General features: G+C 71.8%; 18 protein-coding genes. 15 read left to right on the top strand and 3 right to left on the bottom strand.

Translation table 11 applies throughout. From position 1 onward, the window contains the following. The first annotated feature begins 35 nt into the window (after positions 1 to 35). From ACZ7BZ_RS17230 to ACZ7BZ_RS17205, 6 genes are all read left to right on the top strand, one after another. Positions 36 to 1,166, top strand: coding sequence for a sensor histidine kinase (locus tag ACZ7BZ_RS17230; RefSeq protein ID WP_380452827.1), 1,131 nt, complete (start codon positions 36 to 38; stop codon positions 1,164 to 1,166). Positions 1,167 to 1,451: 285 nt separating this feature from the next. Next, positions 1,452 to 5,210 carry a multifunctional oxoglutarate decarboxylase/oxoglutarate dehydrogenase thiamine pyrophosphate-binding subunit/dihydrolipoyllysine-residue succinyltransferase subunit gene (locus ACZ7BZ_RS17225; protein ID WP_470359038.1) on the top strand — a complete coding sequence of 1,253 codons (3,759 nt, stop codon included), beginning with the start codon at positions 1,452 to 1,454 and terminating at the stop codon, positions 5,208 to 5,210. 249 nt (positions 5,211 to 5,459) lie between these two features. Continuing rightward, positions 5,460 to 7,427: a serine/threonine-protein kinase gene (locus ACZ7BZ_RS17220; RefSeq protein ID WP_470359037.1), complete on the top strand. Its 1,968-nt coding sequence runs from the start codon at positions 5,460 to 5,462 to the stop codon at positions 7,425 to 7,427. 33 nt (positions 7,428 to 7,460) lie between these two features. After that, the gene (locus ACZ7BZ_RS17215; RefSeq protein ID WP_350504423.1) at positions 7,461 to 7,643 is read left to right on the top strand and encodes a DUF6104 family protein; all 183 of its coding nucleotides are present in this window, start codon (positions 7,461 to 7,463) and stop codon (positions 7,641 to 7,643) included. 193 nt (positions 7,644 to 7,836) lie between these two features. Further along, complete coding sequence (locus tag ACZ7BZ_RS17210) at positions 7,837 to 8,760, top strand: DUF4097 family beta strand repeat-containing protein (protein WP_380462648.1); 924 nt, start codon at positions 7,837 to 7,839, stop codon at positions 8,758 to 8,760. Position 8,761: 1 nt separating this feature from the next. Further along, positions 8,762 to 9,814 (top strand): PadR family transcriptional regulator, encoded by a 1,053-nt coding sequence (locus tag ACZ7BZ_RS17205; protein WP_470359036.1) that lies wholly within the window; start codon positions 8,762 to 8,764, stop codon positions 9,812 to 9,814. A gap of 59 nt (positions 9,815 to 9,873) precedes the next feature. Here the strand turns inward: ACZ7BZ_RS17205 and ACZ7BZ_RS17200 are convergent, their stop codons facing one another. Further along, positions 9,874 to 10,836: a zinc-binding dehydrogenase gene (locus ACZ7BZ_RS17200; protein ID WP_470359035.1), complete on the bottom strand. Its 963-nt coding sequence runs from the start codon at positions 10,834 to 10,836 to the stop codon at positions 9,874 to 9,876. Positions 10,837 to 11,060: 224 nt separating this feature from the next. Further along, positions 11,061 to 12,254 (bottom strand): NAD(P)-dependent malic enzyme, encoded by a 1,194-nt coding sequence (locus ACZ7BZ_RS17195; protein WP_380462642.1) that lies wholly within the window; start codon positions 12,252 to 12,254, stop codon positions 11,061 to 11,063. A gap of 587 nt (positions 12,255 to 12,841) precedes the next feature. Between ACZ7BZ_RS17195 and ACZ7BZ_RS17190 the strand changes: the two genes are divergently transcribed. The 5 genes from ACZ7BZ_RS17190 (at position 12,842) to ACZ7BZ_RS17170 (ending at position 17,686) form a co-directional block, all read left to right on the top strand. Next, on the top strand, positions 12,842 to 13,768 hold the full coding sequence (locus ACZ7BZ_RS17190; RefSeq protein ID WP_470359034.1) for an ABC transporter substrate-binding protein: 927 nt from the start codon (positions 12,842 to 12,844) through the stop codon (positions 13,766 to 13,768). A 479-nt stretch (positions 13,769 to 14,247) separates the two neighbouring features. Beyond that, a complete protein-coding gene (locus ACZ7BZ_RS17185; RefSeq protein WP_380462638.1) occupies positions 14,248 to 15,177 on the top strand; it encodes an ABC transporter substrate-binding protein in 930 nt (309 codons plus the stop codon). A 152-nt stretch (positions 15,178 to 15,329) separates the two neighbouring features. Next, positions 15,330 to 16,187, top strand: a complete 858-nt coding sequence (locus ACZ7BZ_RS17180; protein WP_470359033.1) for an amino acid ABC transporter permease — start codon at positions 15,330 to 15,332, stop codon at positions 16,185 to 16,187. Positions 16,188 to 16,231: 44 nt separating this feature from the next. Continuing rightward, positions 16,232 to 16,984: an amino acid ABC transporter ATP-binding protein gene (locus ACZ7BZ_RS17175; protein WP_380462650.1), complete on the top strand. Its 753-nt coding sequence runs from the start codon at positions 16,232 to 16,234 to the stop codon at positions 16,982 to 16,984. A 114-nt stretch (positions 16,985 to 17,098) separates the two neighbouring features. Continuing rightward, positions 17,099 to 17,686, top strand: a complete 588-nt coding sequence (locus tag ACZ7BZ_RS17170; protein WP_380462635.1) for a CGNR zinc finger domain-containing protein — start codon at positions 17,099 to 17,101, stop codon at positions 17,684 to 17,686. Positions 17,687 to 17,728: 42 nt separating this feature from the next. On the opposite strand, the gene sodX is transcribed toward ACZ7BZ_RS17170, so the two are convergent. Further along, a complete protein-coding gene (gene sodX / locus ACZ7BZ_RS17165) occupies positions 17,729 to 18,172 on the bottom strand; it encodes a nickel-type superoxide dismutase maturation protease (RefSeq protein WP_470359032.1) in 444 nt (147 codons plus the stop codon). A gap of 196 nt (positions 18,173 to 18,368) precedes the next feature. Between sodX and sodN the strand changes: the two genes are divergently transcribed. From sodN to ACZ7BZ_RS17145, 4 genes are all read left to right on the top strand, one after another. Next, a complete protein-coding gene (sodN, locus tag ACZ7BZ_RS17160; protein ID WP_045699892.1) occupies positions 18,369 to 18,764 on the top strand; it encodes a superoxide dismutase, Ni in 396 nt (131 codons plus the stop codon). 330 nt (positions 18,765 to 19,094) lie between these two features. Beyond that, positions 19,095 to 20,147 carry a FecCD family ABC transporter permease gene (locus ACZ7BZ_RS17155; RefSeq protein ID WP_470359031.1) on the top strand — a complete coding sequence of 351 codons (1,053 nt, stop codon included), beginning with the start codon at positions 19,095 to 19,097 and terminating at the stop codon, positions 20,145 to 20,147. After that, on the top strand, positions 20,144 to 20,923 hold the full coding sequence (locus ACZ7BZ_RS17150) for an ABC transporter ATP-binding protein (RefSeq protein WP_470359030.1): 780 nt from the start codon (positions 20,144 to 20,146) through the stop codon (positions 20,921 to 20,923). Before ACZ7BZ_RS17155 ends, ACZ7BZ_RS17150 begins: the two co-directional genes overlap by 4 nt. A 17-nt stretch (positions 20,924 to 20,940) precedes the next feature. Beyond that, positions 20,941 to 21,933: an ABC transporter substrate-binding protein gene (locus ACZ7BZ_RS17145; protein ID WP_470359029.1), complete on the top strand. Its 993-nt coding sequence runs from the start codon at positions 20,941 to 20,943 to the stop codon at positions 21,931 to 21,933. The last annotated feature ends 79 nt before the right edge of the window (positions 21,934 to 22,012 follow it).

Raw genomic sequence — 22,012 nt, 5'->3', positions numbered from 1 at the left:
CCGCCGTGACACCACGCGGGGATCACAGGGGACCAATGACCTTTCCACAGCAACGCAACGGGGACGCCGACGGCGCGCGCCCGCAGAACCTGGCAGCCCGCGCGGCCAGCCGGGTCTGGGCCGACATCCGTCCGCTCGACCCGGTCCGCTCGATCAAGGGCAAGCTCGCCCTGCTGGTGATCGTCTCCGTGTTCCTGGCCACCGGGATGGTGGTCGTCGCGATCCGGTCCGAGACCCAGATCCGGATCATCATGGTCTTCTCCATGATCGCCTCGCTGCTGTTCATGCAGTTCCTCGCGCACGGGCTGACCGCCCCGCTGCGCGAGATGACGGACGCCGCCCGCGCGATGGCCTCCGGCGACTACAGCCGCCGGGTCGAGGTGAGTTCGCGCGACGAGATCGGCGAGCTGGCGGCCGCCTTCAACGCCATGGCCGCCGACCTCCAGGCCGCCGACCGGCACCGCCGCGAGCTGGTCGCCAACGTCTCGCACGAGCTGCGCACGCCGATCGCCGCGCTGCGCGCCGTGCTGGAGAACGTGGTGGACGGCGTCGTCCAGCCCAATCCGGCGACGCTGGGGGCCGCGCTGGAGCAGACCGAGCGGCTCGGCCGACTGGTCACCCACCTGCTGGACCTCTCCAAGATCGACGACGGCGTGGTCGATCTGGACGCCCGCCCGTTCGAGGTGCGCGAGTTCCTGGACGGCGTGCTGCGCGGGGTCACCGTGGACGGCGCGACGGCCGGCGGGGCGTTCTCCCGGCGGGGCGACGTCCGACTGGCCCTGGAGGTCAGCCCCGCCGGGCTGACCGCCGTGGCGGACCCGGAGCGGCTCCACCAGGTGGTCGCCAACCTGGTCGACAACGCCTGCAAGCACTCCCCGCCCGGCGGCACCGTCACGGTGCGCGCCAGACCCGAGGGCGAGGAGGGCGGCCTGCTGCTGGAGGTCCAGGACGAGGGTCCGGGCATCCCGCCGGCGGACCGCGGCCGGGTCTTCGAACGGTTCAGCCGCAGCGGCACCGCGACCGCCGCCGGACCGGGCGCGGACGGCGGCACCGGGCTGGGCCTGGCGATCGCCCGCTGGGCGGTGGACCTGCACGGCGGGCGGATCGCCGTGGCGGAGTCGCCGCGCGGCTGTCGGATCGAGGTCCGGCTGCCGGGACAGTCCTGAGCGCCGGGACATTTGTCACAGATCCGACACAGACGCATACGAAGATCGTCAATCGATTCGCCTGGTGGTTTGTCCGTTTTCGCCCCGCTTTGCGGGGCGATCGGGCCCGATCGGTTCCCCTCAGATACGGCTTTCTAACGTACTTTTTCAGCCAACCTGCAGGTCAGGACTGTGATCTGGGCGACGCCTGGGGCCCGGGGACTGCGCGATCACTGGTCAGGGGCGTAGCCTTAATCCCCGCTGTCCAAACATCCCAAAAGGAAGCGGAAGAGGGCGGTTGCCGCCGTGTCGCCACAGTCCCCTGAAACCCCCAACAGCTCGGCCCCACGCAGTACGGAGAAGCCCACTGGCTTCGGCCCCAATGAGTGGCTCGTCGATGAGATCTACCAGCAGTACCTCCAGGACCCGAACTCGGTAGACCGAGCCTGGTGGGACTTTTTCGCCGACTACAAGCCCGGTACCGAGGTGACCCCAGTGACCCAGGCCGCGACCCAGGCCGGCCCCACGCCGACCCCTGCCGCTGCCCCCGTGCCCGCCGCTGCTGCTGCTCCGGCCGCACCTGCCGCACCCGCCGCTCCGGCCCCGGCTGCCGCACCGCTCGCCGCCGCGCCCGCCGCGCCGCCGGCCCCCAAGGCCGCCGCCCCGGCCGCCCCGGCCGCGCCCGCCGCCACCGCCGCGGCCGGCCCCGAGCTGGTCCAGCTGCGCGGCCCGGCCAAGGCCGTCGCCACCAACATGGACGCCTCGCTGGAGGTGCCGACCGCGACCTCGGTCCGCGCCGTCCCCGCGAAGCTGTTGATCGACAACCGCATCGTCATCAACAACCACCTGCAGCGCGCCCGCGGCGGCAAGGTCTCCTTCACCCACCTGATCGGTTACGCCCTGGTCCAGGCCATCAAGGCCGCCCCGGGCATGAACTACAGCTACAAGGTGGAGGACGGCAAGGCCTTCCTGGTCAAGCCGGAGCACGTCAACCTCGGCCTGGCCATCGACCTGGTCAAGCCGAACGGCGACCGCCAGCTCGTCGTCGCGGCCATCAAGAAGGCCGAGACCCTCGACTTCTACGGCTTCTGGCAGGCCTACGAGGACATCGTCCGCCGGGCCCGCGCCAACAAGCTGACCATGGACGACTTCACCGGCGTCACGGTCTCGCTGACCAACCCCGGCGGCATCGGCACCGTGCACTCCGTGCCGCGCCTGATGCAGAACCAGGGCACCATCGTCGGCGTCGGCGCCATGGAGTACCCGGCCGAGTTCCAGGGCTCCGCCCCGGAGACCCTGTCCCGGCTGGGCGTCTCCAAGATCATGACGCTGACCTCGACCTACGACCACCGCGTCATCCAGGGCGCGGCGTCCGGCGAGTTCCTGCGCGAGATCCACCGCCTGCTGCTCGGCGAGAACGGCTTCTACGACGAGATCTTCGAGTCGCTGCGGATCCCGTACGAGCCGGTCCGCTGGGCCACCGACGTCGCCACCACCCACGACGACGAGGTCAACAAGACCGCGCGCGTCATGGAGCTGATCCACGCGTACCGCGTGCGCGGCCACCTGATGGCCGACACCGACCCGCTGGAGTACAAGCAGCGCAAGCACCCCGACCTGGACGTCACCACCCACGGCCTCACCCTGTGGGACCTGGAGCGCGAGTTCGCGGTCGGCGGCTTCGGCGGCCAGAAGATGATGAAGCTCCGCGACATCCTCGGCCTGCTGCGCAACACGTACTGCCGCACCGTCGGCGTCGAGTACATGCACATCCAGGACCCGAAGCAGCGCAAGTGGCTGCAGGAGCGCCTGGAGAAGCCGTACGCGAAGCCCGAGCGCGAGGAGCAGCTGCGGATCCTCCGCCGCCTCAACTCGGCCGAGGCCTTCGAGACCTTCCTGCAGACCAAGTACGTCGGCCAGAAGCGCTTCTCGCTGGAGGGCGGTGAGTCGCTGATCGCCCTGCTGGACGCGACCATCGACGCCGCCGCCGAGCACCGCCTCGACGAGGCCGTCATCGGCATGGCCCACCGCGGCCGCCTGAACGTGCTGGCCAACATCGTCGGCAAGCCGTACGGCAAGATCTTCGGCGAGTTCGAGGGCAACCTCGACCCGAAGTCGATGCACGGCTCCGGCGACGTCAAGTACCACCTGGGCTCCGAGGGCACCTTCACCGGCCTGGACGGCGAGACCATCAAGGTCTCGCTCGCCGCGAACCCCTCCCACCTGGAGACGGTCGACCCGGTCGTCGAGGGCATCGCCCGCGCCAAGCAGGACATCCTGGACCAGGGCGGCACCACCTTCCCGGTGCTGCCGATCCAGATCCACGGCGACGCGGCCTTCGCCGGCCAGGGCGTCGTCGCGGAGACCCTGAACATGTCGCAGCTGCGCGGCTACCGCACCGGCGGCACGATCCACCTGGTGGTCAACAACCAGGTCGGCTTCACCGCCGCCCCGGCGTCCTCGCGCTCGTCGATGTACTGCACCGACGTGGCCCGGATGATCGAGGCCCCGATCTTCCACGTGAACGGCGACGACCCGGAGGCCGTGGTCCGCGTCGCGCGGCTCGCCTTCGAGTTCCGCCAGGCGTTCCACAAGGACGTCGTGATCGACCTCATCTGCTACCGCCGCCGCGGTCACAACGAGGCCGACAACCCGTCGTTCACCCAGCCGCTGATGTACGACCTGATCGACAAGAAGCGCTCGGTGCGCAAGCTGTACACCGAGGGCCTGATCGGTCGCGGCGACATCACCATGGAAGAGGCGGAGCAGGCGCTCCAGGACTTCCAGGGCCAGCTGGAGAAGGTCTTCGCCGAGGTCCGCGACGCGGCCCAGGCTCCGGCCGACGCCACCGCGGGCAAGCCGGTCGCCGACTTCCCGGTCTCCATCCAGACCGGCATCTCCCAGGAGATGGTCAAGCGGATCGCCGCCTCGCAGGTCAACCACCCGGACTGGCTGACCGTCCACCCGCGCCTGCTGCCCCAGCTGCAGCGCCGCGCCGCCTCGGTCGAGGACAACACCATCGACTGGGCGATGGGCGAGACCCTCGCCATCGGCTCGCTGCTCATGGAGGGCCACCCGGTCCGCCTGGCCGGCCAGGACAGCCGCCGCGGCACCTTCGGCCAGCGGCACGCCGTCCTGATCGACCGCAAGACCGGCGAGGACTACACCCCGCTGCAGTACCTCACCGAGGACCAGGCCCGCTACACCGTCTACGACAGCCTGCTGTCGGAGTACGCGGCCATGGGCTTCGAGTACGGCTACTCGCTGACCCGCCCGAACGCGCTGGTCATGTGGGAGGCGCAGTTCGGCGACTTCGTCAACGGCGCGCAGACCATGGTGGACGAGTACATCGCCTCCGCCGAGCAGAAGTGGGGCCAGCACTCCGGCGTCACCCTGCTGCTGCCGCACGGCTACGAGGGCCAGGGCCCGGACCACTCGTCGGCCCGCCCGGAGCGCTTCCTCCAGCTGTGCGCGCAGGACAACATGACGGTCGCGATGCCGACCCTGCCGTCGAACTACTTCCACCTGCTGCGCTGGCAGGCGCACAACCCGCACCACAAGCCGCTGATCGTCTTCACCCCGAAGTCGATGCTGCGCCTGAAGGCCGCGGCGAGTGCGACCGAGGAGTTCCTGTCGGGCTCGTTCCGCCCGGTCATCGGCGACACCACCGTCGACCCGGCGCAGGTCCGCAAGGTGGTCATCACCTCCGGCAAGTTCTACTACGACCTGGCGGCGGCCCGGACCGAGCGCGGCGTCACCGACACCGCCATCGTCCGCATGGAGCGGCTCTACCCGCTGCCGGTGGCCGAGCTCCAGGAGGAGCTGGCCCGCTACGGCGACAACGTCCAGTTCGTCTGGGCGCAGGAGGAGCCGGCCAACCAGGGTGCCTGGCCGTTCATCGCGATGAACCTGGTCGACCACCTGCAGGTCGTCATCGGCCGCAGCGGCGGCGACGCCCGTCTGCGCCGGGTCGCCCGCGCCTCGGCCTCGTCGCCGGCCGTCGGCTCGGCCAAGCGCCACGGTGCCGAGCAGCAGGCGCTGATCGAGGAGGTCTTCGCGCTCTGACGCGCCGAGGCCCCGCACCGCAGTGACGCCCGCGGCCCCGCCTCCCGACCAGGGAGGCGGGGCCGCGGGCGTTCCGCACTCCTGTCGTGCCCCGGCAAAGGTCGCAGCTCTGCAACCAATGCCGGACCTGCCCGCACGCCCTCCTGACGGATCGATAGGTTATGCATCGCCAGATCGCCGCCCGGCGCCCGTCATCGCGCCCGCGGCCCCGGCCGAACGACCTCACCGCGCTCCCAGGGGGACCACCACATGACCGCCGACACGCCACGTGACCCGGGCCAGCTCCCTCCGGTCTTCCCGCCGCTGCTCCCCGAGGATCCCCGGGAGGTCGGCGGCTACCGGCTGTTCGCCCGGCTCGGCGCCGGCGGCATGGGCCGGGTCTACCTCTCGTACACACCGGGCGGGCGCCCGGTGGCGCTCAAGGTGGTCCGTCCCGAGTTCGCCGAGGACGGCGAGTTCCGCCGCCGCTTCGCCCAGGAGGTCAGCAACGCCCAGCGGATCCACGGGCTGTACACCGCCCAGGTGATCGACTCCGGCGGCCTGGACTCGGACGCCCCCTGGCTGGTCACCGCGTACGTCCCGGGCCCGTCCCTGCAGCAGGTGGTGCGGGAGCACGGCGCGCTGCCGGTCCGCACCGTGCTGCTGCTGATGGGCGGCATCGCCGAGGCGCTGCAGGCGATCCACAGCGTCGAGGTGGTCCACCGCGACCTCAAGCCCGCCAACGTGCTGGTCGCCGGGGACGGCCCCCGGGTGATCGACTTCGGCATCGCCCGGGCCGCCGACGCCACCGCGCTCACCGGCACCGGCTACCGGATCGGCTCCCCCTCCTTCATGGCCCCCGAGCAGGCCCAGGGCCGCGCCGTCACCCCCGCCACCGACGTCTTCGCACTGGGCGCCCTGGCCGCCTACGTGGCGGGCGCCAGCGCCCCGTTCGGCGACGGCCCGGACACCGCGGTGCTCTACCGGGTGGTGCACGAGGAGCCGGACCTGGAGGCCGTCCCGGCTGACCTGCGCGAGCTGATCCAGCGCTGCCTGGCGAAGTCCCCGGAGGACCGGCCGAAGCCCGCCGAGATCATTCAGGCCGCCCGCAACCACCCGGAGGTCGGCGGCCAGCTACGGTTCGCCGACGACTGGCTGCCCCGGCAGGTCAACACCGAGATCACCCGCCGATCCGACCTCCCCCGGACGCCGCCCACCCCGGCACCGGCCGCTCCCACCGCCCCGCCCGTCCCGGCCGCTCCCACCGCCCCGCCGGTCCCGGCCTCTCCCACCGCCCCGCCGGTCCCGGCCGCACCCCCGCAGCCGCTCGCCGCGCCGACCCACCCGGCCACCGCGATCGCCCCGCCGCAGCAGCCCGTCGGCCCGCCGTCGGGCTTCACCCCGCCGCCGCTCGGCGCGTACGGCGCCCCGCAGCCGCCCACCGAGATGCCCACCGCCCCGGTGCTGCCCGCTCCGCCGACCGTCCGGCTCCAGCCGGAGCCGCCGGCCTTCGACACCCCGCCGCCCGGCCCGGCGGTCACCACCGCCGTCCCGCTGCCCGCGCCGGAGCGCAAGGGCGGGGTGTCCTGGAAGGTGCTGCTCACCGTCGCCCTGGTGATGGCGGTCGGTGGCACGGTCGGCGGCGTGGTGCTGGTGAAGAAGCTGGACGACGGCAAGAAGCCGGCCGCGGCCACCACCCCGGCCCCCGCGGGCTCCGTCACCCAGACCTCCCAGCCGCTGCCGCCGACGGCCTCGCCCAGGCCGACCACGTCGTCCGGCTCCCAGGCCGGCTCCGCGAGCGGCTCCCCGAGCGCCACCACGACGCCGAACCCGGCGATGAGCGCCACGGCGAGCCAGGTCAGGTACACCCCGGTCTACGAGAACCGCGATCTCTCCGCGCCGAGCCACAACTACTACTTCGACCTGATCGCGGGCAAGGTGACGTCCGCGTCCGGCGAGTGGGGCATGAGCCCGAGCTACGACGACTTCAACTGGAGCGACGCGGACCCGTACATCTCCCAGGGCTCCTCGCTCACGCCCGAGGAGTGCTCCGCGGCCATCGACAAGGAGCCGACGGCCAACCTGAAGTACTCCGACCTGCCCCCGGGACGGCTGTTCTGCCTGCGTCACCGCGCCAACGGCAACATCGTGATCGCCAAGGTCGTCGAGATCAACGGCAGCGCGGGCTCGGCCAAGCTGACGCTGTCCCTCTACCGCAAGGACGTCGGTCTATCCTGACCAGGTCAATCCCCATCCGACCGGAGCGAAACCGTGTACTTCACCGACCGAGGCATCGAGGAGCTGGAGAGCCGGCGCGGCGAGGAGGAGGTCACCTTCGAGTGGCTGGCCGAGCGCCTGCGCGAGTTCGTCGACCTCAACCCGGACTTCGAGATCCCGGTCGAGCGGCTGGCCACCTGGCTGGCCCGGCTCGACGACGAGGACGACGACGAGTGACGCCCTGACGGCACGCGCGAAGGGCCCGGGAGGCGGTTGCCTCCCGGGCCCTTCGCGCGTTTCCCGTAGGGGACGGCTCCGGGAAGCGTCCGGGCTCGTCCCGGGGGCGAACCGCTTGCTTTTCCCGGCACGCGATATATCGTCTTCAGAAGAGAACGCGATACATCGCGATCAGCGACGGGAGGCGGCAGACATGAGCCAGTGGACGATCGAGGGGCCCGGCAGGACCACCTTCGAGGAGCCGGTCAGCGCGCTGCACGTGCGCGTCATCGACGGCACCGTGAACGTGGTCGCGGCCGAGGGCCCGGCCCGACTGGAGGTCACCGACCTCAAGGGCGACCCGCTGCACGTCACGCTGGTGGACGGCGTCCTGACCGCCACCTACAAGGACATCAACAGCTGGGGCGAGTTCGGCGACTGGATCAAGTCGATCGGCTCGGTCCGCAGCTTCTTCGACTCCTTCAAGCGCAAGCGCTCCGTCGACCTCACCCTGACCGTGCCGGCCGGCACCGAGGTCAAGGTCGGCACCGTGTCGGCCCACTCCACCGTCACCGGCATCGACGGCCACGTCTCGGTGCAGAGCGCCAGCGGCGACACCACCCTGGCCGGGGTCACCGGGCGGATCGACGCCGGCACCGTCACCGGTGACGTGGACGCCCAGGCGGTCGGTGGCCAGCTCAAGGTCAACACCGTCTCCGGGCAGCTCACCGTGATCGCCGGGACGGCCGACCGGGTGCAGGCCAACACCGTCACCGGCGCCGTCACCCTGGACCTCGACGTGGCCGGCGAGACCGACGTCAAGGTCAACACCGTCAGCGGCCCGGTCGTGGTCCGCATCCCCTCGCTGGCCGACGCCACCGTCGAGGCCGGCTCCACCAGCGGCGACGTCTCCAGCACCTTCGACGAACTCACCATGAGCAGCACCTGGGGTGCCAAGAAGATCTCCGGCCAGCTCGGCGAGGGCCGCGGCAGCCTCAACGTCACCACCGTCTCCGGTGCGGTCACCGTGCTGCGCCGCCCCGAGTCGGAGGACGACGCCCCGGTGGTGGTCAAGGAGCTCCCCGCCTCCCCCGCCGCCGACCGGCCCGCCGGCCCCGACCTCACCAAGGAGGCCTGAGATGACCCCCGTGTTCGGCCACGGCCGGCTCCGGCTCTACCTGCTGAAGCTGCTGGACGAGTCCCCGCGGCACGGCTACGAGGTGATCCGCCTGCTGGAGGAGCGCTTCCAGGGTCTGTACGCCCCCTCCGCCGGCACCGTCTACCCGCGGCTGGCGAAGCTGGAGCAGGAGGGCCTGGTCAGCCACAGCACCGAGGGCGGCCGCAAGGTCTACCGGCTGACCGACGCCGGGCGCGCCGAACTCGACGCCCGGCAGGGCGAGTTGGACGATCTGGAGCTGGAGATCCACGACTCCGTGGCCCAACTCGCCGGGGCGATCCGGGAGGACGTCCGGGACAGCGCCAAGGACCTGCGCGAGGAACTGTGGCAGGCCGCCAAGCAGGCTCCCCGGCCGGACCGCCCGGACACCGGCGGCAAGGCCGGCGGCGACCCGTGGGCCGGGCCATGGGGCGACAACGAGTCCTGGCAGCGCGCCAAGGAGGAGTTCGCCCAGTTCAAGCGGCAGGCCAAGGAGCAGGCCAAGCGCGCCCGGGAGCAGGAGCGGGCAGCCAAGGCCAAGGCGAAGGCCGCCGAGGAGGAGGCCCGCCGACTGCGCGAGCAGGCCAAGGCCTCCCGCACCGCCGCCCAGCAGGAAGCGCTGCGGATCAAGCGCCGGGTCGAGCAGCAGGTGCGCGAGCACGCCGCGAAGGGCGACTGGCCGACCGGACTGGCCGAGGGCCTGTCCGAGCTGACCAAGGGCCTGGCCGGGCTGGCCGACGCGGCCCGCTGGGGCCACCCGACGAAGGAGGCCGCCGAGCCGTCCGAGCGGATCACGGTGACCAGGATCGACCTGGACAAGGACCAGGACGCCGCGGACGCCCCCACCGACCTGCCGGAGTGGGCCCGCACCGACCCGGCCGGCGAGCCGGCCCGCGAACTGGAGCGGCTGCTCGACCGCTTCCGCGACCAGGTCCGCGACGCGGCCCGGGACGGCGGGGTGAGCGCCGACAAGCTGGCCGAGGCCCGCTCGGTGCTGGGCGCGGCCGGCGAACGGCTGAAGCGCCTGCTCGGCTGAGCCGGACGCCCGGTGACGGCCCGTGCCCCTCCTGCGGGAGGGGCACCGGCCGTCACGGCTCAGGGGTTGAGCACGATCTTGCCGAAGACCTCGCCCTTGGCCAGCTTGGCGAAGCCGTCCCGGGCCTCGGCCAGCGGCAGCACCGAGTCGATCACCGGACGGACCCCGGTGTTCGCGCACAGCGCCAGCAGCCCGGCCAGCTCCTCCTTGGTGCCCATGGTCGAGCCGACCACCTTGAGCTCCAGGAAGAAGATCCGGTTCAGCTCGGCGGCCTTCGGGCTGGGGCCGGAGGTGGCACCGGAGATGACGATGGTGCCGCCCGGGCGCAGCGACTTCACCGAGTGCGACCAGGTCGCGGCGCCGACCGTCTCCATCACCGCGTCCACCCGGGCGGGCAGCCGGGCGCCGCTCTCGAAGGCCGCGTCCGCGCCGAGTTCGACGGCCCGGCGGCGCTTGGCCTCGTCCCGGCCGGTGACCCAGACCCGCAGGCCGGCCGCCTTGCCGAGGACGACCAGAGCGGTCGACACCCCGCCCCCGGCGCCCTGCACCAGGACGGTGTCACCGGGCTTGACCCCGGCGTTGGTGAACAGCATCCGGTACGCCGTCAGCCAGGCCGTGGGCAGGCAGGCGGCCTCCTCGAAGCTCAGCTCGGCGGGCTTGGGCAGCAGGTTCCAGGTGGGCACGGCCACCCGCTGGGCGAAGGTGCCCTGGTAGCGCTCGGTCAGGATGGAGCGGGGCTCGTTCGGGCCCACCCCGTGGCCGGACTGGCCGATCACCGAGTGGATGACCACCTCGTTGCCGTCCTCGTCGACGCCGGCGGCGTCGCAGCCGAGGATCATCGGCAGCTTCTCGGCGGGCAGCCCGACCCCGCGCAGCGACCACAGGTCGTGGTGGTTGAGACTGGCGGCCTTGACCGTGACCACGCTCCACCCGGGACGGGCCTGCGGCTCGGGGCGTTCGCCCAACTCCAGCCCGCTCAGCGGGTCGTCGGCGTCGATACGGGCGGCATAGGCAGCAAACATGCCCCGGACACTAGCCGGGACGGCCGGGGCCGGGAACCACGCGTAAGTGTGACGCGTGTCCCGCGCCCTGCTTTCGCCCGCTCGCCTCCGGGCGCTCGGACCCGCTGCCGACGGTCGTCGCTCTGGCGGCGGCGCGCCCTTCGGCTCGGAGGAGGCGGGGGCGGGGGGCCGGAGCGGGGGCGGGGGAGCGGCCCACCGTGGCGGGCACGCTCCCCGGCACCGCGTCAGGCCCGGGCCACGCCCTCGGCACGGGCGGCCTCGGCCACGGCCTTGGTGACCGCCGGGGCGACCCGCTCGTCGAACGGCGAGGGGATGACCTTCTGCGGGGTCAGCTCGTCGGCCACCACCGCGGCCAGCGCCTTGGCGGCCGCCAGCTTCATGCCCTCGGTGATCCGGGAGGCCCGGACCTGGAGAGCGCCGGCGAAGATGCCCGGGAAGGCCAGCACGTTGTTGATCTGGTTCGGGAAGTCGCTGCGCCCGGTGGCGACGACCGCCGCGTACTTGTGCGCGACCTCGGGGTGGATCTCCGGGTTGGGGTTGGCCATCGCGAAGATGAACGCGCCCTCGGCCATGGTCGCCACGACCTCCTCCGGCACGGTGCCGCCGGAGACGCCGATGAACACGTCGGCGCCGGCCAGGGCGTCGGCCAGCGAGCCCTTGAGCTCCGAACGGTTGGTCAGCTCGGCGATCTCGGCCTTGACGTCCGTCAGGTCCTCGCGGCCCCGGTAGACCACGCCCTTGCGGTCGCAGACGGCGACGTCGCCGATGCCCGCGGCCAGCAGCATCTTGGCGATGGCGATGCCGGCCGCGCCGGCGCCGGAGATGACGGCCCGCAGCGAGCCGATCTCCCGGCCGGTCACCTTGGCGGCGTTCCACAGGGCGGCGGTGGTGACGATCGCGGTGCCGTGCTGGTCGTCGTGGAAAACCGGGATGTCCACGGCCTCCTGGAGCCGGCGCTCGATCTCGAAGCAGCGCGGGGCGGAGATGTCCTCCAGGTTGACGCCGCCGAAGGACGGGGCCAGCCGGACCACCGTCTCGACGATCTCGTCCACCTCGGTGCAGGCGAGCGCGATCGGCACCGCGTCCACCCCGCCGAACTGCTTGAACAGGATGGCCTTGCCCTCCATCACCGGGAGCGAGGCCTCCGGGCCGATGTCGCCGAGGCCCAGCACCGCGGTGCCGTCGGTGACCACCGCGACGGTGTTGGACTTCCAGGTGTAGTCGTTGACCAGCTCCGGCTGCTCGGCGATGGCCGTGCAGACCCGGGCCACACCGGGGGTGTAGGCGAGGGACAGGTCGTCCGCGTCGCGCACCGGCACGGTCGCCCGGATCTCCATCTTGCCGCCGCGGTGGAGCGCGAAAACGGCGTCGACCGGATCGTCGGTGTCCTGGGTGCTGCTGATGATCTCCGCTGCCACGATGACCTCTTCGTCATTGTTCTGGCGAGGTGCGCGGCCGACGGGCTGGGCGCCCCGTACCGGAAGCCGGAAACCGGGTACGCCGAAGCGGACCCGGGGTCGGGGCGGGGGCGCTGCCGTCGGGTGGCGCCCTCGGATGAGGGTTTTTTATGGGGTCTTGTCTTGTCCGCGTTGTGCTGCCGGGCCGAGCGTAGGTCGGACAAAGGCATCGCACCTATGCCTTTTCGTCCTCGTCACGCACCGTTCATCGCCGTGCTGTCGCGTCGACTGGGGCCCGGTGTCGGAAGCACCGAGCTCCGGCGGCGGCAACGGCGCTGAGACACGCGCACCCGCAGGAGTGAACGCAGACCCGTAGGGGATCCGGCGCCCCGGATACGGAGCCACGTGATGACTTCCGGTCCTGAGCACCCCGAGCCTGTCGGGGCTCGTCGGTCTGGTTCGAGCGTTCGGGGGTCACCCGGTACCGAATTCTGACACACCCGCCGCCGGGCCCGGCAGGGCGGGATGGCAGGATCGCATGTCCGCCATCCCGCGTACACCGGCGCGACACCGCGGTGACCGCGGTTCCGCCCTCAGGAGCATCCCTCATGCCTCACCTCCGCCCCGCCCGCCGTCGGTCCGTCGCCGCAGCCGCACTGGCTGCCGCCGGTTCCCTGTTCCTCACCGGTTGCGGCGGTGGCGGGCAGGCCGCCGCGAGCGACCCGGTCAAGGACATCCGCGGCAAACTGCCCACGGCCCAGCGCTCGGCCGGCGTGCTGCGCATCGGCATGGACGTCAACTACGCGCCGGTGGAGTTCCGCGGCCCGGACGGCAAGCCGGCCGGCCTGGACCCGGAGCTCGCCGCCGCCCTCGGCCGGATCCTCGACGTGCGGGTCGAGTTCGTGGAGACCCCGTTCGACAAGCTGATACCCAACCTCCAGGGCAAGCAGTTCGACGTGGCGATGTCCGCGCTCAGCGACGTCCGCCAGCGCCGCGAGGGCCTGGACGCCGACGGCAAGCAGGTCAACCCGGGCGTGGACTTCGTGGACTACTTCATCGCCGGCACCTCGATCGTCGTCCCGAAGGGCAACCCGAAGGGGATCCGGACCCTCGACGACCTGTGCGGCCGCACGATCGCCTTCCAGCAGGGCACCACCCAGGACGGCGTCGCCACCCGGCAGGTCGCCGTCTGCGCCCGCACCGGCAAGCAGCTGACGGTGCACCGCCTCGACACCGACGCCAAGGCGCTGGCCGAGGTGTCCGCCGGCACCGCCGCGGCCGGGCTGAACGACTTCCCGGTGGCCGCCTACGCGGCGAAGACCACGGACGGCGGGGGCCGCTTCGAGGTGACCGGCGCCCAGTCCACCTCCAACCCGTACGGGATCGCGGTGCGCAGGGAGGACACCGAGCTGCGCGACACCCTGTCCAAGGCGGTGGACCAGCTGATCCGCAGCGGCGAGTACGACAAGATCCTCGGCAAGTGGAACGTGAGCGCGGGCGCGGCGCAGAACGCGGTGGTCAACGGCGGGATCTGAGCCCGCGGGCCGACGGGAGCACGGCCGGGGCACGGCAGGGGCACGGCAGCGAGTGCGGCGGGGCGGCGGCGGGGCTTCCCGAGGGAGCACAGGCGGATCTGCATACTTATACGCAGCGTGACAGGGGCACGCGATCCGTCCGAATAGCGGACAGCATGAGCCCTCGTTATCCGATTTTGATCTGGATGAGGGCCATCTGACCGTCATCAGATGGCAGGATTCCCCCCATCTCGGATCGAGTCGGCCACTGGGTCGAGGCGGTTCAGGTCGACGTCCACCTCGGCGGAGGGTGGCGGAAGCAGTACCCGCACCACCCCGGGCGGCCCCCTGCGCCCGGGCAACTGCACCACCCGGCAATGCACGTACGACGACGTACAGCGACATGTCCACCCGTACGGCTTCGTACGGCCAGCTGCCCCGGTGCGCCGCTCCCGCGGCGCGCTCCGCCCGATTTCTCTCCCCAGGAGGAGATCCCCCTCATGACCGTCCGTACCCAGCGCACCCGCCTCTTCGCGGCCGGCGTGGCTGCCGTCTCGGTGTCCCTCGTCCTGACCGGCTGCGGCAGCAGCAAGTCGTCCTCCGGCTCCACCGGCGTCAACGCGAGCGCGTCGGTCCCCGCCGTGACCGCCGACGCGTCGCTGGCCGCGCTCGTTCCGGCCGACGTCAAGGCCGCCGGCAAGATCGTGGTCGCCACCGACGCCTCCTACGCGCCCAACGAGTTCAAGGACGACAAGGGCGCCATCGTCGGCATGGACGTGGACCTGGCCAATGCGATCGCCAAGAAGCTCGGCCTGACCGCCGACATCCAGAACGCCACCTTCGACGCGATCATCCCCGGCATCACGGGGAACAAGTACGCGATGAGCATGAGCTCCTTCACCGACACCAAGGAGCGCGAGGCGTCGGTCGACATGGTCACCTACTTCAGCGCCGGTACGGGTGCCGCGGTCAAGAAGGGCAACCCCGACAAGATCGACCCCAAGGACCTCTGCGGCAAGAAGGTCGCCGTCCAGACCGGCACCACGCAGGCCAAGGACATCACCGACACGATCAACCCCGCCTGCACCAAGGCCGGCAAGCCGACCATCCCGAACGACGGCGACAAGTTCGACCTGCAGACCGACGTCACCCAGGCCCTCGTCTCCGGCCGTGACCAGGTCATGCTGGCCGACTCCCCGGTCGTCGACTACGCGATCAAGCAGACCAACGGCCAGCTGGAGAAGGTCGGCGACGTCACCGACACCGCCCCCTACGGCGCGGTCCTGCCGAAGGGCTCGCCGCTCTCCAAGGCCGTCCAGGGCGCTGTCCAGTCGCTGATGGCGGACGGCACCTACAAGAGCATCCTGGAGAAGTGGGGCGTGCAGGCGGGCGCGATCGACAAGTCCGTCATCAACGGCGCCACCAGCTGATCCCGCTGTCTGAACACAACCCCTGAGGCCACACAGTGAACTCTTCCGACCAGGGGTCGGCGCACCCGGGACGGCCCGAAACCCTCAAGGCCGTCCCGGTCCGTCACCCCGGACGCTGGGTCGGGGCAGCAGTCGTCGCGCTCCTCGCGGCCATGCTGATCCACGCCCTCACCACGAATTCCCAGTTCCAGTGGGACGTCGTCGGCACCTACCTCTTCGACTCCTCGATCCTGCACGGCCTCGGCGTCACGCTCGAACTGACCTTCCTCTCCATGCTGATCGGCGTCTCGGGCGGCGTGATCCTCGCGATCATGCGCCTGTCGCCGAACCCGGTGCTCTCCAGCACCGCCTGGTTCTACATCTGGGTCTTCCGCGGCACGCCGGTGCTGGTCCAGCTGCTGTTCTGGAACTTCCTGGGCACCCTCTGGGCCAACATCTCGATCGGCGTCCCGTTCGGCCCCGCCTTCTGGTCCCAGCCGACCAACGAGGCGATCCCGCTGTTCGTCGCCGCCCTGCTGGGTCTCGGCCTCAACGAGGCCGCGTACATGGCGGAGATCGTCCGCGGCGGCATCCAGTCCGTGCCGCTCGGCCAGACCGAAGCCGCGCACGCACTGGGCATGAGCCAGTTCAACACCATGCGGCGGATCATCCTGCCGCAGGCCATGCGCGTGATCATCCCGCCGACCGGCAACGAGACCATCTCGATGCTGAAGACCACCTCGCTGGTCTCGTCGATCGCCCTGGAGGAGCTGCTCCGGGCCGGGCAGAACATCTACTCGCGCACGTTCCAGACCATTCCGCTGCTGATCGTCGTCAGCATCTGGTACCTGCTGATGACCTCGATCCTCACCGTGGTCCAGTACTACATCGAGCGCCACTACGCCCGCGGCGCCAACCGGGTGCTGCCGCCCACGCCGCTGCAGCGACTGCGCCGCCTGTTCGCCGGCCAGCCCGTCCCGCCGGCCAAGGACGACGTGGTGCCCGGCCTCGAAGGAGGTGGCCACGTATGACCGATCTGACGAAGCCGCAGCCGAAGGACGCCGCAGTCGCCCCGATGGTCGAGGCCCAGGGAGTGCGCAAGTCCTTCGGCCTGGTGGAGGTGCTCAAGGGCATCGACCTGGAGGTCAAGAAGGGTGAGGTGTTCGTCCTGGTCGGTCCCTCCGGGTCCGGCAAGTCGACCTTCCTGCGGTGCATCAACCACCTGGAGAAGATCAACGGCGGCCTCCTCTCGGTGGACGGCGAACTCGTCGGCTACCAGATGAAGGCCGGCCGGCTGCACGAGCTGAAGGACCGCGAGGTCGCGGCGAAGCGCCGGGACATCGGCATGGTGTTCCAGCACTTCAACCTGTTCCCGCACATGACCGCCATAGAGAACGTCATCGAGGCGCCGGTCCAGGTCAAGGGCGAGAGCCGGGCCGACGCCCGCGAGCGCGGGATGGCCCTGCTGGAGCGGGTCGGCCTGGCCGACAAGGCGAAGAACTACCCCTCGCAGCTGTCCGGCGGCCAGCAGCAGCGCGTGGCGATCGCCCGCGCGCTGGCCATGAAGCCCAAGCTGATGCTCTTCGACGAGCCCACCTCGGCGCTCGACCCGGAGCTGGTCGGCGACGTCCTGGACGTCATGCGCGGCCTGGCCGAGGAGGGCATGACGATGGTGGTCGTCACCCACGAGATGGGCTTCGCCCGCGAGGTCGGCGACGCGCTGGTGTTCATGGACGGCGGCGTGGTGGTCGAGTCCGGCAACCCCCGCGAGGTGCTCACCAACCCCCAGCACGAGCGCACCAGGGCCTTCCTCTCCAAGGTCCTCTGAGCCCGTACGCCCGGCGCCCGGCAGGCAGCTTCCTGCCGGGCGCCGCCGTTTTCCCCAGCCGAGTAATAGGCTGGAAGCAATCAGCCCGTTACCGACACCTCTGGAAGGACCGCCGTGGAGCTCGCCTCGTACGCCGACCTCGCCGTTCGGCTGGTGAACACCGAGGAACCCGAGCGCGGCACCGACGCGCTGACCTCGGTGGACGCGGTGCGCGCCCTGTTCTCCGACTCCTCCCGCGCCGCCGCGCTGGCCGACGAGTCCGACGTGCCCCGGCTGCGGGCGGTGCGGACCAGGCTTCGCGGGGTGTTCGAGGCGGCCGCCGAGGGGGACGAGATCCGGGGCGTCGACCTGCTGAACAGCCTGCTGATGGAGTACCCCGTCAGCCCGCTGGTCTCCGGGCACGACTACCTGGACGACGCCGGCCGGCCGCGCTGGCACCTGCACCTGGCGGACAACTCGCCGACCGCCACCGCCCACTTCAGCGCCGTCGCCTGCATGGGCCTGGCCGTCCACCTCACCGAGCTGGGCGCCGACCGGCTCGGCATCTGCCAGGCCGCGCCCTGCCGCAACGCCTACCTGGACACCTCGACCAACCGCTCCCGCCGTTACTGCTCCGACCGCTGCGCAACCCGCGCCAACGTCGCCGCGTACCGGGCCCGCAAGCGCCAGGAGGCCGAGGCGGCGCTGCACTCGGGCGGCTAGGGGCCCGGCGGATCCCGCCGGGCGCGCGACGCCGGGCAGACCCTAGAGCTCCTCGACGAAGACCCCGAGCCGGCGGGCCAGGCCCGGCACCCGGGCCAGCCGGGGGCCGAGCAGCAGGCGCTCCAGCCAGCGGCCCGGCGCCAGCCAGGCCGGGCTCGGGCGCAGCCGCAGCAGCACCCGGCCGAGCACCAGTTCGTCCGGGACGGGGCCGTAACTGCGACTGTCGCTGTCCACCGGGCGGTTGTCGGACAGCACCCACCAGCCCTCCGGGCGGCGCTCCGCGGCCCGCTTGACCACCAGCAGGTCCTGCTGGAAGGGGTGCCGGAACAGCACCACCGCGCCGGGCCGGATCGGCGCGCCGTAGCGGACGAGCAGCTGGTCGCCCTCGCGCAGGGTCGGCACCATCGACGGGCCCGCCACGTCGACCAGCCCGAACGGCACCGCGCCGCCCCCCGCACCGCCCTTCGGCTCCGTGCTCCGCGCCACGACTCCTCCTCCCGGATCCGCCCGGGTCCGCCCGGTCCGACCGCCCCAGTCTGCCGTACGGGCCGTCATCCGTTCGATGTCCGGATTACCCCGGTTCCGGGTCGGCCTTTTGCCCTAGGCCCGCCGCCCGATCGCGAAACCCCGGGAGCGGAAGGGTAATCTCGGGCGCGGGAAGACGATCTAAGGAAGGACTCCCATGTTCTCTCGTCTGTTTGCACCTCGTGCCACGGCTCACGCCCACTGCGACCTGCCCTGCGGCGTGTACGACCCGGCGCAGGCCAAGCTGGAGGCCGAGTCGGTCAAGGCCACCCAGGAGAAGTACCAGGCCAACGAGGACCCGCACTTCCGCGCCCGCGCCATCATCATCAAGGAGCAGCGCGCCGAGGCCGTCAAGCACCACATCTCGGTGCTGTGGAGCGACTACTTCAAGGCCCCGCACTTCGAGAAGTACCCGCAGCTGCACCAGCTGATCAACGACACCCTGAAGGCCGCCTCGGCCGCCAAGGCGTCCACGGACCCGGCCACCGGCCAGGCCCTGCTGGACCTGATCGCCGAGGTCGACAAGATCTTCTGGGAGACCAAGCAGGCCTGAGCCTGACGCGTCGCCAGCCGGCCGCCCCCGTCCGCACCGTCGGACGGGGGCGGTCGTGCGTTCACGTGCGACCCACCACCGGTAAGGGTTGCCTGCCCTGAGTGGCTGTTATGCTGCCAGGGCGTCCGAGGGGGAAGTCCGGTGAGAATCCGGCGCTGACCCGCAACGGTGAGCACGGTCCGCATCCGTACGGCCGCGCCAGCCCGATCGCCCTCGGTCGCTGGACTCCCGACGACTCGCCGCGGACTGCGAGGGGACGGCGCCCGGGCACGCCCCCGGCCGGCGCCCGCCCCGGCACACCCTGCGGCCCGAGGCAAGGCACGACCGCACGTGAGTGATCCCGTTCGCCGAATACCGACCCTCCCGCTCGCCGCCGGCCTCGGCGTCGCCCTGCTGCTCTCCCTGGTCTGCGGGGTCGCCCTCGGCGCCTCCGGCATCGAACTCCCCCACGTGCTGCGACTGTTGGCCGCCGGACTGACGGGCGGCCGGCTGGACGCCGACGAGGCGGCGGCGTACGCGATCGTCTGGGAGCTCCGGCTGCCGCGCACCCTGCTGGCCGCCGTGGTCGGCGGCGGACTGGCCGCCACCGGGGTCGCCGTCCAGGCGCTGGTGCGCAACGCCCTCGCCGACCCCTTCGTGCTCGGCATCTCCTCCGGCGCGGCCGTCGGCGCCAACGCCGTCCTGCTGCTCGGCGCCTTCGCCTCGCTCGGGGTGTGGGCGATCTCCGTCTCCGCGTTCGGCTCCGCGCTGGTCGCCATGGTGCTGGTCTACCTCACCGCCCGCACCGCGTACGGGCTCACTCCGCTGCGGCTGGTGCTCACCGGCACCGCACTCTCCTACGGCTTCTCCGCCCTGACCACCCTGATGGTCTTCTCCGCCGACCACGCCGAGGCCGCCCGGGACGCCATGATGTGGCTGCTCGGCAGCCTCGGCGGCGCCACCTGGGGTTCGGTGCCGATCGCCGCCTGCACCGTCCTGGCCGGGCTCGCCCACCTGGCCTGCGCCGCCGGGCGGTTGGACGCGCTCGCGATGGGCGACGAGACCTCCGCCTCGCTCGGCGTGGACCCGGACCGGCTGCGCCGGGAGCTGTTCGTGGTGACCGCCGCCGTCACCGGCACCGTGGTCGCGGTCAGCGGGGCGATCGGCTTCGTCGGGCTGCTGATGCCGCACCTGGCCCGGATGCTGGTCGGCGCCGGGCACCGCCGGGTGCTGGTGATCGCGCCGCTCGCCGGAGCTCTGCTGCTGGTCTGGGTGGACATCGCCTCGCGCACCCTGCTGGCGCCCGCCGAACTGCCGGTCGGGGTGTTCACCGCCGTGCTCGGGGTGCCCGCCTTCCTGCTGATGATGCGTCGGCGCGGCCAGGCCTTCGGGGGGTCCCGATGAGCGGCGCCCAGGATCTCGCCGTCGACGGCGTCTCGGTGGAGCTGGCCGGTGCCCGGCTGGTCCACGAGGTGAGCCTGACGGCCGCCGCCGGCCAGGTGGTCGGGCTGATCGGCCCGAACGGCAGCGGCAAGTCGACCCTGCTGCGCTGCGTCTACCGCGTGCTGCGGCCGGCCGGCGGGGCCGTCCGGCTGGGCGGCGAGGACCTGCACGCCCTCACCGCCCGCGAGGCGGCCCGCCGGGTGGCCGCGCTGACCCAGGAGCACCCCGCCGAGTTCGACTTCACGGTGGCCGAGGTGGTCGCCATGGGCCGGTTGCCGCACCGGCGCGGCCCGGGCGGCCCGACCGGGTCGGACCGGGAGCGCTGCGCGGCCGCGCTGCGGAAGGTCCGGGCCGACCACCTCGCCGAGCGCGGCTTCCTGAGCCTGTCCGGGGGCGAGAAGCAGAGGGTGCTGATCGCCCGCGCCCTCGTCCAGGAGCCGCGGCTGCTGGTGCTGGACGAGCCCACCAACCACCTGGACATCGCCCACCAGTTGGAGGTGCTGGCGATCGCCCGCGAGGCCGGGCCGACGGTGCTCACCGCGCTGCACGACCTCAACCTGGCCGCAGGCCACTGCGATCGGCTGTACGTGCTGGCGGCCGGCCGGATCGTCGCCTCCGGCGAGCCCCACGAGGTGCTCCGACCGGCGCTGCTGGCCGAGGTCTTCGGCGTCCGGGCCACCCCGGTCCGGCACCCGGGGACCGGCGCCCTCCAGCTGCTGTTCGACCGTCTCCCCTGATCCCCCGAGGAACTCCGATGCGCACCAAGGCCGTTGCCGCCACCGCCCTGCTCACCCTCGGACTGACCGCCTGCGGCGCCGAGATCGCCCCGGGCCGGGCCGCCTCCGCCTCCGCCCACTACCCGGTGACCGTGGAGAACTGCGGCGAGAAGCGCACCTTCGCGCAGAAGCCCGCCCGGGTGGTGACCAACGACGTCAACATCACCGAACTGATGCTCTCCCTCGGCCTCGCCGACCGGATGGCCGGCTACGTGATGCCCGACGACAAGGGCCGGGTCGACCAGGTGCCATGGAAGGACGGCTACCAGCAGACCACCTGGCTCTCCAAGAAGGTGCTCACCAAGGAGATCGCCCTGGACGCCAGGGCCGACCTGGTGTTCGCGGGCTGGCACTACGGCTTCGACGAGGGCAGCGGGGTCACCCCCCAGGCCTTCAAGGCACTCGGCGTGGGGTCCTACGTGCTCAGCGAGTCCTGCCGCAGCGGCAAGGGCTCCGAACGCGGCGTGATGGACCCGCTGGACGCGCTCTACACCGACCTGGCCAACCTCGGCGAGATCTTCGACGTCAAGGACCGCGCCGACAAGCTGATCGCCGAGTCCAGGGCCACCATCGCCGCCGTGCCGGCCGCCGAGCGCCGCCCGTCCGTCTTCCTGTACGACAGCGGGCAGGACAAGCCGTACACCGCGGGGAGGTTCGCCGCCGCGAACGAGATCATCGCGAAGGCCGGCGGGACCAACATCATGGCCGACCTGGCCGACACCTGGGTCACCGCCGGCTGGGAGAGCGTGGTGCGGCGCGACCCCGAGGTGATCGTGATCAACGACTACGGGACCCCGGGCGCCGAGGAGAAGCGCGCGTTCCTCACGTCCTTCCCGCCGCTGGCCGGGGTCTCCGCGGTCAAGAACGACCGGATCTTCGTCATGGACTACGTCGACCTGGTCGAGAGTCCGCGCAACCCGGCCGCGATCAGCACCCTCGCCGACTTCCTGCGCACCGTCCCGGCCCGCTGACCGGCCCCTCGACGACCGCCCTCCGGTCGAGTCCGCCGGGCGTACGCTCGAAGGTGCGAACCGACGGAACCCGACCGGA

This window comes from Kitasatospora sp. NPDC036934 (assembly GCF_055608425.1).
This window is presented reverse-complemented; position numbering and strand designations above follow the sequence as displayed.

Coding starts and splice junctions, on each gene's coding strand:
- ACZ7BZ_RS17230 (WP_380452827.1), top strand. CDS start 36: ATGACCTTTCCACAGCAACGCAACGGGGACGCCGACGGCGCGCGCCCG.
- ACZ7BZ_RS17220 (WP_470359037.1), top strand. CDS start 5,460: ATGACCGCCGACACGCCACGTGACCCGGGCCAGCTCCCTCCGGTCTTC.
- ACZ7BZ_RS17210 (WP_380462648.1), top strand. CDS start 7,837: ATGAGCCAGTGGACGATCGAGGGGCCCGGCAGGACCACCTTCGAGGAG.
- ACZ7BZ_RS17205 (WP_470359036.1), top strand. CDS start 8,762: ATGACCCCCGTGTTCGGCCACGGCCGGCTCCGGCTCTACCTGCTGAAG.
- ACZ7BZ_RS17200 (WP_470359035.1), bottom strand. CDS start 10,836: ATGTTTGCTGCCTATGCCGCCCGTATCGACGCCGACGACCCGCTGAGC.
- ACZ7BZ_RS17190 (WP_470359034.1), top strand. CDS start 12,842: ATGCCTCACCTCCGCCCCGCCCGCCGTCGGTCCGTCGCCGCAGCCGCA.
- ACZ7BZ_RS17185 (WP_380462638.1), top strand. CDS start 14,248: ATGACCGTCCGTACCCAGCGCACCCGCCTCTTCGCGGCCGGCGTGGCT.
- ACZ7BZ_RS17180 (WP_470359033.1), top strand. CDS start 15,330: ATGCTGATCCACGCCCTCACCACGAATTCCCAGTTCCAGTGGGACGTC.
- ACZ7BZ_RS17175 (WP_380462650.1), top strand. CDS start 16,232: ATGGTCGAGGCCCAGGGAGTGCGCAAGTCCTTCGGCCTGGTGGAGGTG.
- sodN (WP_045699892.1), top strand. CDS start 18,369: ATGTTCTCTCGTCTGTTTGCACCTCGTGCCACGGCTCACGCCCACTGC.
- ACZ7BZ_RS17150 (WP_470359030.1), top strand. CDS start 20,144: ATGAGCGGCGCCCAGGATCTCGCCGTCGACGGCGTCTCGGTGGAGCTG.
- ACZ7BZ_RS17145 (WP_470359029.1), top strand. CDS start 20,941: ATGCGCACCAAGGCCGTTGCCGCCACCGCCCTGCTCACCCTCGGACTG.